Source organism: Hominisplanchenecus faecis, from assembly GCF_020687205.1.
Lineage (GTDB): Bacteria > Bacillota > Clostridia > Lachnospirales > Lachnospiraceae > Hominisplanchenecus > Hominisplanchenecus faecis.
In genome coordinates this window covers 1-15,825 of the sequence record NZ_JAJEQE010000027.1, presented here as the reverse complement: position 1 = coordinate 15,825, position 15,825 = coordinate 1, and the positions used below count along the sequence as shown (strand labels likewise).

Genomic DNA, 15,825 nt, shown 5'->3' with positions numbered 1-15,825 from the left:
ATCATGATATTTTATTCGAAAAGGAGGATCTTATGATTTCAAACTATGAAAAGCAGGTGGATATCGGCAAAGCTCATTTCCTGAAATATGATCAGGAAGCCCTCTCTGCCAAATTTCACCTAGATCTTGATAAAGATTATATTTATCTTACTTATCTGAATACGCCCTGCAAGATTGATCGCCCAAGCGGAACTGTTTTCGAAAAAACATCGGATGGTTTTGCAGAATGTCGCTCTTATGAAACAGTCATGACCATCTACGATATGCTCTGTCACGGTCAAGAAACGGAACTGCCCCCTCTTGGCGGCAAATGGACTCCAATCGCAAATTTTGCTGCTGCCGGTGCAAGCCCAAGTGCCGAAATTTTTTCACAGAAATATGCAGATTTCTTTTCCGGCAAAGTAGATGCCGTCAAAAAAGCATGTGTTTCCATCGGCGGGATTTTAAAGCCAGCTCTTGCCGGTGCTGATATCACTGCAGAAATCCCGGCATTTTCTTTCTTCCCGGTTCTGCTTCAGTTCTGGGAAAGCGATGAGGAATTCCCGCCGCAGATTAAAATCCTGTGGGATGATCAGACGATGCGTTATCTGAATTTTGAGACTACCTACTATCTGCAGGGCGATCTGCTGAAGCGTTTACAGGAACTTCTGTAGAATAGCAAAAGCGAATATTCGCAATCCACTTTGCTGCTTGATTTGGTTAAAAAAAACAGTATGCCGGGATGATCTCCCTGCATACTGTTTTCTTTTCCATTGTACTTGCCATCTCCCACCTTAGAGGTCGGAGTCTTCTTGCTGGAAGAGGATAAAAGAGACTCCATCCTGATGTTTTAATATTCACCCTTTTTATTTTCTGATGATTCTTCAAATTTCATCATACGGTATCCGACGCCGACATGCGTCTGGATATACTGAAGAGACTGTGGGTTTTTTTCCAGTTTCCGCCTCAGTGTCGCCATAAATACTCGAAGCGAAGCAATGTCCTTTTCCCAGTTACTGCCCCAGATATTTTCCATGATAAAGGTATGGGTCAGGACTCTTCCTGCGTTCTGTGCCAGCAGACACAGCAATTTATACTCGATCGGTGTCAGATGAAGCTCTTCTTCCCCAAGATACACACAGCCCGCTGCATAATCAATGCGAAGATCTCCGTTTACAAAAACTGCACTCTGATTCAGTGCGTCACTTTTCATCATCTGCAGTCTGCGTCTGGTCACACGAAGCCTTGCAAGCAATTCTTCTACTGAAAATGGTTTCGTCAGATAATCATCTGCTCCCGCATCGAGTGCTTCGATCTTGTCAACATCTTCGCTTCTGGCACTGATCACGATGATCGGCATCTGCGACCATGTCCGCACTCTTTTTATTACTTCAATTCCGTCTATGTCCGGAAGTCCAAGATCCAGCAGCATGATCTCCGGGTTGTGGCTCGCTGCTTCCAGGATCGCCACTTCTCCATTCTCCGCCGTCAGAAAATGATAATCATGTGCTTTCAAAGTTGTTGTGATCAGATTTTTCACCGAATTATCATCTTCCACAACCAGTATCCGTGGTTTGTTCATACAAATATACCTCCCCTGCCGGTAATGTAAACTGAAAAACTGCTCCATGTGGATGTGCATCTGAAACTTTGATTTCTCCTCCATGGACATTTACGATGGATTTGCAGAGTGCAAGTCCAAGTCCAAGACTTCTCCTGCTGTCTGCAATCTTATTCGTCCCGGTATAAAAAGTTTCAAAAATATGTTCTTTCATTTCATCGGAAATTCCAGGTCCGTCATCTGCAACTGAGATTACGGCATTTTTCCCTTCTCTTCCTGTCCTGATATCAATATGAGATCCCTTCTGCGTATATTTGATCGCATTATCCACCAGATTGATGACCATCTGCACGATCAGCCTGGAATCCATTCTGGCCAGAAGCAATTCGTCCTCATGCTCAACCGTGATCGTGTGTTCATCTTTTTTCCGGTCTACATGGCGAAGTGCCTCCTGGATCACATCATCCACCAGTTCTACTGATATGTTCAGATTCATCCGACCTTCCTCCAGTCTGGTCACAGACAGCATATTTTCAATCAGATTGATCAGCCACATAGAGTCATCATAAATATCCAGATACAGCTGCTTTTTCGTCTCTTTGTCAAAATAATCTGCATTGGAAAGCAGATTGCTCGCATTTCCGGAAATCGAGGTCAGCGGTGTCCGCAGATCATGTGAAATCGCCCGCAGAAGGTTTGAGCGAAGCTGTTCATTTTTTGCCAGAATCGCCGCTTTTTCTTTTTCAATGGTAATCTGTTCATTCTCCAGTGCCAGTGCACACTCGCCGATAATCGCCTGAAGGATACTTTTTTCAAAACTTTCCAGCTGCTTCTTTTCTATGCTGATCCCCAGCACTCCATAAACTGTTTCATTTACACCGACCGTCAGATAAAGGCATTCTGCACCCGGGAAATTCCCTGTGCCTGCACCTGCACGTTTCCGGTGTTTTAAAACCCATTCTGCCACATACTTTTCTTTTTTCAGCTTCTGCTGTTCTGACCACTCCCTGTCTTCCATCATAAACACTTTGCTTTTTTCCAGTTCATGATCTTTTACACTGTAAAAAATCACATTTCTTCCAAGGAGTTTCCGAAGCTGCTGTCCCGTTTTACTGATGATTTCTTCCCTTCCTCTGGCACACTGCAGAATCTGGTTTGTATCAAACAAAATCTTTGTGCGGAAAGCCACCATTTCTGACTGTTTTGCCTGATTTTTTAACTTCAGTGCCAGCGTTCCGGTCAAAAATGCAATACCGAACATGATCAGAAAGGTAACCGGATATCCCTCTCCGTAAGCATGAAATGTATATCGCGGTTTCGTAAACAGAAAATTAAAAATAAGTACACTCAGCACGGCGGCGATCATACTGTAGGCCCTGTGATTTGTAAGCACTGCGATCAGCTGTACTGCAAACACAAACACTGTCATGATATTGGCATTTGCAAAACCCAGACTGTTGAAAAAATATCCCATCACACTGGCTGCCAGTAAGATCAGAATACTAGTAAACAGATCACGGAAGTTCTGTACTTTCTTTTCTCTCTGAAATGCAGCGAGCAGTTTTTCCAGGCGGCCGTTCCGTTCTGCGGAAACAGAAGAGGAAAGGCAGTCATCCATCACCTGTTCTGCACTTTCCTCTTTTTCTTCCGGTACCGCATCCTCCTCCAGCCAGAGATTCTGTCTGTTTGCATCACAAAATGCATCAAATTTTTTCAGCATTTCATACATAAATATAAAAATGCCTCCCACTGCCGGCAATAAAAGAAATTCTTTCATATTACCATCTTCTTTCGTTTCAGATATGGAACTGTTTCTGGATGTTTTTAATATTTCCCAGTACCAGCATGGTCTGGTCATCTCCAAGCAGAGTTTCCGACGCAATATTCATATCCAGCACGCCGTTGCACCGCAGTGCCATGATATTTACATTATATTTCTTTCGGATGTCCAGTTCTCCAACCGTTTTTCCGATCCAGGCATCCGGAATGGAAATTTCAAAAATGCCATGTTCTTCATCTAGCTCCACATAATCAAAAATGTGATCTGCACTGTAACGGATCGCCGTCCAAGATGCCAGCTGTTTCTCCGGATATACAACCTCATCTGCTCCGTTTCTTAAAAGGAACTTCGCATGTACATCTCTTGCTGCTCTGGAGACTACCATCTTTGCTCCCAGCTCTTTTAACAGAGACGTTGTTTCCAGAGAACTCTGGAAATTATCTCCGATCGCCACAATGCAGACATCGAAATTGCGCACGCCAAGTGAACGGATAAAATCCTCATTGGTCGCATCCCCGATCTGTGCGTTACGCACATACGGCAGAACTGCCTCTACTCTGCTCTCATTGTTGTCTACTGCCATAACCTGATGATTCAGTTCATCCAGTTTTATCGCAATATGTCTTCCAAATCTTCCAAGCCCGATCAGTAAGATTGATTTCATGTCTTCTTTTCCTCCATCTATAGCTTTTTTCATTTTTCATCTTGATCGCATCATAAATATCCTGCTTTTCTGCTTTTTCCTGCAAATCAAGCACACTCTGTATCTGGTGGATACTCCTATCCTACGGTAATCTTTTCCTGCGGATATTTATACTCCGTCCGCTTCCCGGAAACGGTCGCAAAGATCAGCGTCAGTCCCCCGACTCTTCCAAAGAACATCAGACAGATCAGTATCAGTCTCGAAGCCAGACAAAGTGTCGGCGTCAGTCCAAGAGAAAGTCCTACCGTTCCGATTGCCGATCCGGTCTCAAAAAATGCCGTCACAAGCGGTACTTTTTCCACATAGCTGATGACCATCGCACTTCCTGTAAACAGCATCATATATAAAACAAAAATTGTAGCGGCATTTCGCTGCGTCTCTTCTGCAATTCTTCTGTTATAAAGATGTGCCTGCTCATTCTTTCGAAATACGGAAATCGCCATGGCAAACAGAACCGCTGCGGTTGTTGTTTTCATCCCGCCTGCTGTAGATCCCGGAGATCCTCCGATCACCATCAGAAGCACCATTCCCATCTTTCCGGAATCTGTCATTTTATCGAGATCAGCAGTATTAAATCCAGCTGTTCTTGTTGTCACAGACTGGAAAAAAGAACTCCAGATCCGTTCTCCCAGCGGCATATGCTGAAATTCCAAAAAAAAGAACATGATCGCCGGAACCAGGATCAGAAAGGCACTGACTCCAAGAACTACTTTGCTCTGCAGCCGGTATTTTTTAATATGCCATTTATTCTCCTTGATATCCAGCCAGGTAAAAAATCCAATACCGCCAACCACGATCAGTGTCATAATCACAAGATTCACAACCGGGTTTGCCGCAAAAGAAGTCAGGGATGAAAATTTTCCCTTTACTCCCATCAGATCAAATCCGGCATTGCAGAATGCAGATATCGCATGAAATACAGCGTACCAGATTCCTTTGCCAAGTCCAAATTCTCTGTAAAAAACCGGAAACAGAATAACTGCCCCGATCAGTTCGATCAGAAACGAGGTTTTTAAGATAAAAGTAGTCATCCTCACAATCCCGCCCATTTTCGGAGCTGCGATTGCTTCCTGCATGGTACTTCTCTGCATCAGTCCGATCTTCCTGCCGGCGATCGTTGCGATCGATACTGCCACAGTCACAACGCCGAGACCGCCAATCTGGATCAGCAGCAAAATAATAACCTGACCAAATTCAGACCAGTAAGTTGCTGTATCCTGCACAACCAGCCCTGTTACACAGACTGCTGATGTTGCAGTAAATAACGTATCAGAAAAGGAACTCCATCTTCCGCTTCTGGATGCCCACGGAAGCATCAGCAGCAAACTCCCTGCCAGGATCACTCCCATAAATCCCAGTATAATGATCTGAAACGATGTCATATGCCGGTGTCCGGCTTTTTTCTTTATCTTCATGATTCTTTTTGTCTCCCAGTTCTGTTTCATGACTATCATAACACCATGTACCTAAAAATAGTATTAACAATTTTTTATCCACATTAAAATTATATAAAGATACCTGCAAAAATGTATCACACTTTCGCAGGTATACTCACTCTTTAGAATTTTCCGCTGTGACCTCCGTGTACTTCACCGGATGAGCTGACATGCGTGCTGCTTCCGCCGCCTCCACTGTGTGAATCATTATCATTTTTTGGAACCGGACGGCTTGTAACCACTTTATTAATAAAGCGATCCTGTTTCACGGTAAGATTCAGACTGTCTTTTTTCATATATTCTTCTGCTGTGGTCCGCTTCACAACGGAAGTCAGTTTGGAACGTTTGATCGATGCCGTGATCAGTGCAATCACAAATCCGATTGCCAGGCACACAACCAGCCAGAATGCATAGGCAAATGGCTCTTGCGGCATATTATCTACATCATATGGCTCGCCTGTCTCTGCCTGTGTCAGGAAACGGTCGCACTGTTCTGCAAAACAATTAAATGCTTCTGCGTACTCACCATCACCAAGGTAGGATACCAACTTTTCTTCTATATAACTAAGTCCGGCATCCGTAAATGCCGTGATCGCATAACCATGTGTGCTTGTTGCCCAGTTGCGGTCGCCCATATCCACCAGGAAAAGTATCCCTGCTTTGTCTTCGCCAAGTCCATAGCCATCGTAATCAAATGCATCATCGGCGTATTCGGTTGCCGTTTTTCCCTCCAGTGAATTAACGGTCATTACCACTGCATCACAATGATGCAATTCACTGACTTCATCCAGTTTTGCCTGGATCTGCTGCTGTTCTTCTGCCGTGAGCAGCTCTGCCTGGTCAACAAGTCTTGCCGGATGATCCGCTGCAGCCTGAAGATTCAGAAATGGTACGAATAAAAATAATACCATACTAAGCAGCAGAGACATGATTTTCATTTTTGTTTTCTTCATCTCGCCACCTCCTTACAGCAACACCATGAAAACCCAGAGCAGTGCATAAAGGACAAGTCCGATCCCTGCTCCCCACATGGCAACAAATCTCCAGAATGCTCCATTGTCTGCCGGAAGATCACCGACAATCTTTCCGGTCTGACCGTTCATGGCAAAAATGTATTTTTTATCTTTCCAGGTCGTATTTAAGATCCATACCGGATAGAGAGCATACTTTGCCTGGTCTTTGATCTCCATATTTGCTTTTTCCTGATCGATCACATGATAACCTTTAACGGTATTTCGGAATTCACGTTCTGTGCTTCTCCGGATACGTTTTTTCGCACGCCCGATGCACTCCTCTTTCGGCACATCGTAGCGGTCTGCCAGATAGCCTGCCATATACGCCATGCGAAACGGCACTGCTTCCTTAAAATCATATGGTTCCACCGATTCCATCAGCGTATCATCCATCTTTTTTGATCCGTCTGCCGGAACTTTTTCAAATTCTACCGTTCCTGCTCTTTTTACTTCAAAATTCTCATGCTCTGTGTACTCAATATCATTTGACACCCATACACGCGTCTTTTCCGCATGATAGGAGAAATCTGCCTTTGCTTTCAGATCAAACACCCAGAACGGAACATACACGCCTTTGATCTCATCAATGTGGTTCTGCTGTTTGAAGACGCCCGGCAAAATTTTTTTGCCTTCGAGATGTTTCCGGTATGCTTCTTTTGCCTGCTTTTTATCTTTCTTGAACGGAATGATGTAATCCGGTCTTAAGGCACCGTCGAACTGCCCTTTCATAACAACTTTGTTGCCGCAGTACGGACAGCTCGTGGCACCGGTCGTCTTATCTGCCAGGATTTCACCACCGCAGGATTCGCACACGTAGAGCATCATTGCTCCTTCTTCTGCTGCTTCCTGTGTTTCTCCCTGTTCTGCCCCTTCTTTGGAAGCTGTTTTCTCCGACTGCGTTTCTTCAAAGTCGGACAGATCTGCAACCGTATCACAGTAAGGGCATTTCATTTTCTGAGTTTTGCTGTCAAATTCCATTGCTCCGCCACAGGCAGGGCATTTGTATTCTCTGATATCTGCCATAGATTCATCCCCTTACTGTACAATATCACCATCGTTGAACGGATCTCCGCATTCCGGACAGAAACGCGGCGGATTTGTCGGATCTTCCGGCTCCCATCCACATTTATCACAGCGGTATTTTTTTGCTGCTGCCGGTCTCGGACTGCCGCATTCACTGCAGAATTTACCTTTGTTCAGTGCCCCGCAGCTGCATCTCCAGCCCTCTTCCGGCTTTGCTGTTCCGCATTCCATGCAGAATTTGCCGGTATTTACAGCTCCGCAGCTGCACTGCCAGCTTCCTGCCTGTGCGGACGGACGCATCGGCTGTGCCTGTTTTTCTTCCGGTATATACTGCTGCTGTCTCTGTGCCTGCTGTCTCTGATTTCCCATCTGGAGAAGATCCTGGATATTGGCACTTCCGGCTCCTCCTGCCATATTCAGTCCCATAAAGCCCATCATCGCACCGTTTGGATTGGATGCGGCTGCTTTCATGGCTTCTGCCTGTGCACTGCCAAGCGTTGCCGCCATCATCGTCGGATCTCTCAGAACAGCAGCATCCTGGATTTCCTGGATCTTCTTGAGGTCCTCTTCTTTGAGGGTGATCGGGTTCATCGCTACGGATACCACGGAAATACCGCGTTTTTCCGCCCACTTTTTGGTGAGTGCTTCGTTCATCGCCTCTTCGAGATCTCCCGCATGTGCCGGGATATCACTTGGCAGAAGCTCCAGTCTTGACAGCTGTGCAAATGCCGGCTGCAGTGCGGAGATAAACTCTGTCTTTAACTGTCCGTCGATCTCTTCTCTGTCGTAAGTCATCTCTACATTTCCGCAGACATTCTTATAGAAAAGGATCGGGTCGGTAATGCGGTAAGAATAGATACCGTTGCATCTGACCTGTACGTCACGGCTCAGTCCGGTATTGTGATCCACTACATGGAACAAAAACGGATTTGCCGTGCCGAATTTGTTATCCATGATCTCTTTTGTATTGATATAATACACTCTCTGATCTTTTCCGGTATCTCCGCCGTAGGTAAAACGTTTTCCGAAGGTGGCAAAGGTCTTTTTCAGACCTTCGCCCAGTTTTCCGGTAAAAATACTTGGTTCTGTGGAGCTGTCGTAAGTAAACTCTCCCGGTTCTGCACAAACTTCCACAATTTTGCCCTGTTCAACGATCATCATACACTGACCGTCTGCAACTGCAATACCGGAACCGTTTGAGATGATATTCTCACTGCCCTTGGTGTTTGAGGACCGCCTTCCCACCTGCTTCTGTCCTTTTACAACCAGGGTATCTGCATCCATTGCCTCACAATAGAAAAACTCCCTCCACTGATCTGCCATTGTTCCGCCGACTGCTCCGACGGCTGCTCTGATAAGTCCCATAATATTTTACCCCTTTCTTTCCTTTTGTTTCTGTTACTTTCCCTTTACTATTTTATCTTTACCTTTTTGGAAAGTTTCGCTTTGTTCAAAAGTTTTGCATACTTTTTCTTCTGTGCTTTCGGCACTTTGACCGTTGCTTTTTTATTTATATTTTTAAACGCATTCTTTCCAATGGTATTGATCTTTTTACTCTTAATAGTAACTTTTTTCAGCTTTCTGCAATTTACAAAGGCATTCTTTCCAATCTTTCTGACATTTTTTCCAATTGTCAGACTTTCCATCTTCTTGTTGCCTTTTAATGCATTTGCTGCCACACTGGTTACTTTCCATGTTTTTCCGGATGCCTTGATCTTATCAAAGATCTTCACACTCTTCTTTGCTTTGCCTTTTGCAGTGATAGATTTTACCTCTACCGTGTCTTTTCCGGTTACTTTATAAGTAAACACTCCATACTGACCTTCTGCTTTGATCACCTGACCAACTTTCACCGTACCATCGTTTGGAGTTTCCGGTGTCTGTGGATTTGTAGATGGTGTTTCCTTTTCCGTAGATGGTGTTTCTTTCTTAAGTGCAGAGGCTGCATTGCGAAGAGCTGTTAAAATCTGCTGCATCTCTTCTTCAGTTGCTGTTTTTTGCTCTACGGCTTCTTTCGCTGCATTCAGTGCTTTTTCATAAACTTTCCAGGTTTCTTCTGTATAGTCACTTTCTTTCCTGCCTTCTGCTGCTGCGATTTCATTTTTCACTTCATTCACCAGTTCTTCCGGTGCCGGAACTGGTACACTTGGAATCTCCACAGTCACTTCACAGGCTGCTGTTTTCTCTCCATCTTCGGTCGTTACGGTGATGGTTGCTTTTCCATTTGCTACTGCGGTTACTTTTCCGTTTGCATCTACGGTTGCTACTTTTTCGTTGCTCGTTGTAAACGTTACCTTTTTATTTGTTGCATTTTCCGGTGCTACTGTTGCAGTAAGATCTACTGTCTGACCTTTTGCTGTCAGTTTTGCTGTGCTCTTATCCAATGTAACTCCAGTTACGGCTACTGTTTCCGGAGTGGTGTCATCTGCCAGCTCTGTGATGAATTTTGCGTCTGCAAAATCTGCGTGATCATTGCTGTCGCTGCCATTCTGATCCACGTTCAATCTGAGGATCTTGACACCTTCCACAGAAATATCCAATTTTGCCATCTCAGATGCTCTCGTAACAGCTCCACCTGTGTAAACTTGTTTATTATCAGTATAAACATTGAATTTTACATTTCCATCCTGGTTTGCTTCACGGTCAACGCCCATATAAGATGTAAATTTCTTAAAGCCCATACCTTCAATATTGTAATAGAGATTTGCAGTCGCATGAATACCCATACCCTTCTCAAAGGTTTTCTCCTGACTTCCGTCATAAAGTGTCAGTGTATTTCCGTCTACAGATTTGTCTTTCATGATGGAACCCCATCCAGTTGCAGAATTGCTCTCGTAACTTAAATCAGAAAGGTAAACTTCGCTCTTGCCTTCGACGCTCCAGATATAGGTTTCGGTTCTGCTCTTGTCTGCAGATTCTACTGTAACCTGTAACTGGTTGTTTCCTTTTTTCATCGTTACAGAAGTCTCTACGCTTCCCGTTCCGGTTGCAGCAGTTACATTGTTGCATTTTACAGTAATTTTTGCATTTGCTTCCTGTGCGGTAAACGTTACCCTGGAAGTTCTTGTCATGGTTGATGCTGTATACTCTTTGAGATTTGCATTAAAGTTTCCATTGCTCTGGATGGTACTGCCAAACTGTACTTTTTCCAGTTTTGCATTGCTGTCAGATGGTACACGCAAACTCAGGCTGTAGTGCTCTGTTACGCCGCCGTCTGGTGTGATTGCAATACCAACGGTCATGTTATCGCCGGAAACAGGAATGCTCTCTTGCGGGTTATATGTTTTTCCATTTACATTCAGAACTGCTTTTGCACCTTCGCCAAGATTTTTCAGAGCGATTTTGACTTCGGTCTGCCCTTTTGTCAAAGATGCACTGTAGGATTTTTCAGAAACATCAAAACCTGCCACTTCTTTGTCATCTACGCTGATGCCGCCGATGGATGCATCCTGTGCTCCGGTACGTGTGACCAGGAAACGATAAATCTCCTGTGTTGTTCCGTCTTCTGCGATTACTCTTGCTGTAATGATATTTAAGCCTGCCACAAGTGCAACTTCCTGCTCTGTAATCTGGTTTTTGCCGTTTTCTGCGGATACGATCTCATTGACATTTTTCAGTCCGACACCATTACCGACACCGTTTCGGCAGATTTCGATTTTTGCATTTTCATCTTTTGCTTTCAGAGAAATCTTTACACTCTTTACATTCTTATCGGCAGTTGTCACATAGCTCTTTGTCTCAGATGAGAATGTCGGGAAGGATACACCGGATACAGATGCACTCTCCAGAATCGCATTTCCTGATTTTACTTTTGCAAGATTTTCAATATTTCCGCTCTCTCCTCCGGTTGCTGCATCTTCGGTCAGTGCTACTGCTTTGCCATTGACCTCCAGGTCTGAGAAGGTAAATGCGGTTCCTTTTGTGCTGTTTCCGGTACCGGCAACCAGTGCCACGCCAAAGGAATTGCCGATTTTATCGTTTGTGATGCTGTTTCCTACTTTTGTCCAATTTTCTTTATCAACACTGCAATATCCGGTAAAGGTATTTCCGGATTTCTCCAGTTTCAGCCAGATTGCCTCTGCATTCGGATTTTCTGTGTTCTGATCTTCATTTGCACTTCCGTTTGCTTCGGTCACGACATGAACCTTCGGACTGTTCGTGCCATGTTTTCTCTCGACTGCCACATAGTTATCATCATCTTTGTAGATAAACAAACCTGCTTCGTCCCAGTTGTTGACGGTCTTGCCGCTCATCTTGACGATGGCTGTGAAGGTTCCGTCACCACGGTTTACATTTTCACCGCTTACGATCACGTTATTGGCTGTCTGGATTGCCCAGAGTCCCTGTCCCATTGCTTTGATGGTCACGCTGTCACCGCTGACACTGTAGCCGCCGTCGCTTGGATTTTTCACGGTCAGATCTTTTGCAAGCACTTTCACTGCTGTCACGGTTCCGATGCTCTGATCTGTCACCGTAAAGGTCACAGGATCTGCCTGGAATTTACGTCCGCCGACCAGCTCATAAGCTGTCACGGTTGCTGTTCCCTTTTTCAGACCTGTCACATGACCGGTGCCATCCACACGTACAACTTCCGGATCGCTGCTGACATAGATCATTTCGCTTGCCGGCTGTGTGCCACTGCCGATGCTTACGCCTTCGTTTTCACCGATTTTCACTTCACTGTTCTGCATATTCGTGATATTGACTCTGCGTGTCACGCCTTTATCATAAATATTATCAGAAATATTTACGTTGCGGCATCCGTTGAAAGTAAATGCATTGATATTTGCACCTTCCACAGCAGAAACATTCATGGCAACGCTCTCGCCGATCGCCAGTGTGGTTTTTGCCGGGTTTGCCTTTTCATTTACAGAGAAACGCAGAACTTTGTTTCCGGTAAAGGTCAGTCCGTTTACGCTCTTTGCATTAATAATATTGCTGGTTCCGTTTGTAAAATAGAATGTATTGTCTTTGATCCTTACATTTTTATGTACCGGTTCCGCTGCTCCGTTGTTGGTCGGATCAAACTGGATAAATGCACTGTAAGAACTCTGGTTGACACCACAGCGTCTGAATACATTGCCTTCGATCAGAACATCTTCATCATGTCCTGACTCGTACCAGCTGTTTACGTCATCGGAAATGTAAACGGCTGCACCGGCTACGTTATCAAATTCGTTGTTGCGGATCACGACCGGTTTTCTGGTTGTCACCAGAATACCACGTACCGGCATCTCACGGAATACGTTGTTCTCAATCTCAACACTCGGTGTATAAGTAATATTTTCCAGAGCTGCTGCATTTGCAGAGACGGAAGACGGCATATTTGTATCCAGTGTTACAATGATCGTATCCAGATCCGTTTTGGAAGCATCGGCTTTGTCACCATTTCCGGCAACCATGGTTCCGCCATGTCCGTCCGGACCTACCACTCCGGTTACTTTTGCTTTTGCCCCGTCGATTGGAAGCAGTGTTCCCTTAGAAACAAACTCTACTTCATCTCCTACATAATAGTTCGGAAAACCGGAAGTTTCGTGGTGCTGATAGTGAACTTTGAACTTATTATCAGAGATTCGTTCTGTTACCTGTAAGAATGTTCCATGGATGTTGATCGGGTCATCCTGCGGATCTTCAAATGTGCTGTTCACAATGCGGATTGTTCCGCCGCAGCCGGACATCTGCACAAAGTCAGCAGAACCAACGCCGGTTCTTCCGCTTCCTTCATAGTTGCGGAAATTTACATCATCCAGTGTAATGTTTTTGGAAAGCTGTCCTACCACACCAAATGCATGCAGAAAATGCAGTTCGACATGCTGCATCGTCACACCATCACTCTCCCAGAAAAAGGCTGCGGAATGATCACGTGTAGTCCTTCTCATCTGCTGACCATATCCTGCCTTGAAGGATGGTGCAGAATTGTAAGTCACCTTCAGACGATGTCCGTCCAGTTTTTCCATGCTCTGTACGTTGTTGAAAAATTTATCGCCGGAAGTAGTCAGGGTAGCGGTTGTCATATCAAATCCCTGTACATGTCCGACATTGTTCGTATAGCTCCAGTATGCCTGTCCGGTGTATGGGCTGACATCGCTGCTCCAGGTAACGGTTGTTCCGCTTACGGAATAATTATAACATTCCGGAACATATAAAATCGCTGTATTGCCTTCTACTTTTTCTGCTGTTACACTGACTACCGACGGTACCTGGAAATCGGTGTCAAAATTCTGGATTCTGATGTTTTTACATCCGATCGTGGAAAACATCATCATCTTGCCATGGAAGATCAGACTGGACTGATTTCCTTCCAGTGTCACATTTTCCATATTTTCCAGCAGAATACCGATATTTTTCATTTTGTACGTGCCACGGTCACCGTTATTACGGCTTAAAGTATTTGAAATATATAGTTCCCGTTTCTGTGCATGATCCGGGTAAATCTGATATTCCCCTTTCGGGAAATCCAATACAACCGGTCCTGTCACTTCTTTTGCTGCCTCGATAGCTGCCTGTATGCCTTCGGCACTGTCCTTTACTCCGGTCGGATCAGCCCCATACTGTGTGACATCAATAACTGTTACCTTATCAGAAGCTGAGGCTGCATTTGACACCCCCCCCACTACTGGGAAACACCAGTGACAGCAGCATACAGATCACCAGCATGACTGAAAATGTTTTTCTTGTTTTCATGTTATCCTCCTTTTCTTTGCTCACCTCTTATTTGCAGTATTTCAAAAAATATCAGGCAGAATGACTGAAATAGGAAGCACAAAACCATTCTTGTGACATCTTTAGTTTAATACCTACTAAAAAAATACTATATTTTCGTCATTTTGTCCAGTTAATCTCAATATCATTTCCTGATAAATCCACAAAATATCTAAATCCGACAGCCTGGATGCAGATTTATTAGCTTTTCCCTGTTGACATAAAAAATGCAGCATACTCTTCTTCCTTTTTGTATGCTGCACTTTCTATTTTTTTTATACAATTACAAGGTTTCCTTATGCCTTTACAATCTTTCCCTTATCCGCTCTGATATCAGCATATCGTAAAACTTACGATCGCTTTTATACTTTTCATTTTCATATTTATCCTGCATAACTGTTTCTGATACCACATGCCTGCTCAAACTCACGCAGTTTGCGTCTGGCTTCCGGAGTAATGTTCCGTGGCACCTGTACCTGGACGGTCACATAATGATCACCGTGTACCTGCGGGTTCTTCATGGAAACAATACCTTTGCCTCGCAGACGAATCTTGCTTCCGGACTGTGTGCCTTCCCTTACTTTGCAGATCACATCGCCGTAGAGCGTATGGACTTTCGCTTCGCCGCCAAGGACTGCCGTGGAAAGCGGAACATTGACGGTCGTGTAAACATCCATGCCTTTTCGTTCAAAGCCCGGTTTCTCTGCGATTTTAACTTTCAGAAGCAGATCTCCTGCCTGACCGTTTCTGCCCATCTGACCTTTGCCTCTTAAACGGATGCTCTGACCGTCATCAATACCTGCCGGAATATGAACCTTAAGGGACTGCTTTCTGCCCGGTGCTGAAGGATCCGACAGATTGATCACCTTGTCACCACCAAGTGCTGCTTCATCGAAGCTGACGGTGATATCGGCGTGAAGGTCACTGCCCCTGCCGCCAAAGCTACTGCCTGTACCGGAAAATCCATCGCCGAAACCACTGTTTCCGCCTGAGAATCCGTCTCCAAATCCGCCGCCGAAATGATAAGATCTGCTTCCGCCGCCTGCTCCGGCACTGCGGCCGGAGAATCCGCCGCCAAAGATATTTTTCAGGATATCATCCATGTCACCGCCATCAAAATGGAACTCCTGGTATCCGCCATTTGCCCCGCCAAACGGTCCCTGACCGCCCTGGTAATCGGCACTGCCGAACTGGTCATACATTTTCTTTTTCTCCGGATCACTAAGTACCGAGTAGGCTTCTGTGATCTGTTTGAACTTCTCGGCTGCCTGTGCATTTCCGGCATTGGTATCCGGATGATATTTCTTTGCCAGTTTACGGTATGCTTTTTTGATTGTATTTTCATCTGCGTTTTTATCTATTCCAAGGATTTTATAATAATCTTTTCTTTCTTCCATTTCTGATTCCTCCTCTGATCATGTCAAATCTTATATCCATAACGTTTCTTTTGAAATGCCATGTCTGTCATCTCAGGGTCTTCATTCACCAGAATATTCTATCTGATCTGATTTTACAGAAATATCCGAAAGCTTTTTTATTCAATATGATATGATGATGCCAGGGTCAAAAGGTCTAAATCCACATGAGCTTGCTCATAGGTGGATGAAAGACCTTGGGACCCGCCCCGA

Annotated in this window: 10 protein-coding genes; 1 reads left to right on the top strand and 9 read right to left on the bottom strand. The window is 44.7% G+C overall.

Features of this window, described 5'->3' with window-relative positions; genetic code table 11:
* Positions 1-32 precede the first annotated feature (32 nt).
* Positions 33-653, top strand: coding sequence for a DUF3786 domain-containing protein (locus tag LKD42_RS08820; protein ID WP_248835464.1), 621 nt, complete (start codon positions 33-35; stop codon positions 651-653).
* Positions 654-829: 176 nt separating this feature from the next.
* Here the strand turns inward: LKD42_RS08820 and LKD42_RS08815 are convergent, their stop codons facing one another.
* From LKD42_RS08815 to LKD42_RS08775, 9 genes are all read right to left on the bottom strand, one after another.
* Positions 830-1,561 carry a response regulator gene (locus tag LKD42_RS08815; RefSeq protein ID WP_147631000.1) on the bottom strand — a complete coding sequence of 244 codons (732 nt, stop codon included), beginning with the start codon at positions 1,559-1,561 and terminating at the stop codon, positions 830-832.
* Positions 1,527-3,317, bottom strand: a complete 1,791-nt coding sequence (locus tag LKD42_RS08810) for an ATP-binding protein (RefSeq protein ID WP_248835463.1) — start codon at positions 3,315-3,317, stop codon at positions 1,527-1,529. The genes LKD42_RS08815 and LKD42_RS08810 overlap by 35 nt, the downstream gene beginning before the upstream one ends.
* A gap of 19 nt (positions 3,318-3,336) precedes the next feature.
* A complete protein-coding gene (locus LKD42_RS08805) occupies positions 3,337-3,984 on the bottom strand; it encodes a potassium channel family protein (RefSeq protein WP_022118298.1) in 648 nt (215 codons plus the stop codon).
* A gap of 116 nt (positions 3,985-4,100) precedes the next feature.
* Positions 4,101-5,438, bottom strand: coding sequence for a TrkH family potassium uptake protein (locus LKD42_RS08800; RefSeq protein WP_248835462.1), 1,338 nt, complete (start codon positions 5,436-5,438; stop codon positions 4,101-4,103).
* A 143-nt stretch (positions 5,439-5,581) separates the two neighbouring features.
* Positions 5,582-6,412, bottom strand: coding sequence for a TPM domain-containing protein (locus tag LKD42_RS08795; RefSeq protein ID WP_022118296.1), 831 nt, complete (start codon positions 6,410-6,412; stop codon positions 5,582-5,584).
* A 12-nt stretch (positions 6,413-6,424) separates the two neighbouring features.
* The gene (locus LKD42_RS08790) at positions 6,425-7,495 is read right to left on the bottom strand and encodes a TFIIB-type zinc ribbon-containing protein (RefSeq protein ID WP_248835461.1); all 1,071 of its coding nucleotides are present in this window, start codon (positions 7,493-7,495) and stop codon (positions 6,425-6,427) included.
* Between the two features lie 12 nt (positions 7,496-7,507).
* On the bottom strand, positions 7,508-8,860 hold the full coding sequence (locus LKD42_RS08785; RefSeq protein ID WP_248835460.1) for an SPFH domain-containing protein: 1,353 nt from the start codon (positions 8,858-8,860) through the stop codon (positions 7,508-7,510).
* A 47-nt stretch (positions 8,861-8,907) separates the two neighbouring features.
* Complete coding sequence (locus LKD42_RS08780; protein ID WP_248835459.1) at positions 8,908-14,109, bottom strand: NPCBM/NEW2 domain-containing protein; 5,202 nt, start codon at positions 14,107-14,109, stop codon at positions 8,908-8,910.
* Positions 14,110-14,580: 471 nt separating this feature from the next.
* Positions 14,581-15,594: a DnaJ C-terminal domain-containing protein gene (locus LKD42_RS08775; RefSeq protein WP_248835458.1), complete on the bottom strand. Its 1,014-nt coding sequence runs from the start codon at positions 15,592-15,594 to the stop codon at positions 14,581-14,583.
* Between the last annotated feature and the right edge of the window lie 231 nt (positions 15,595-15,825).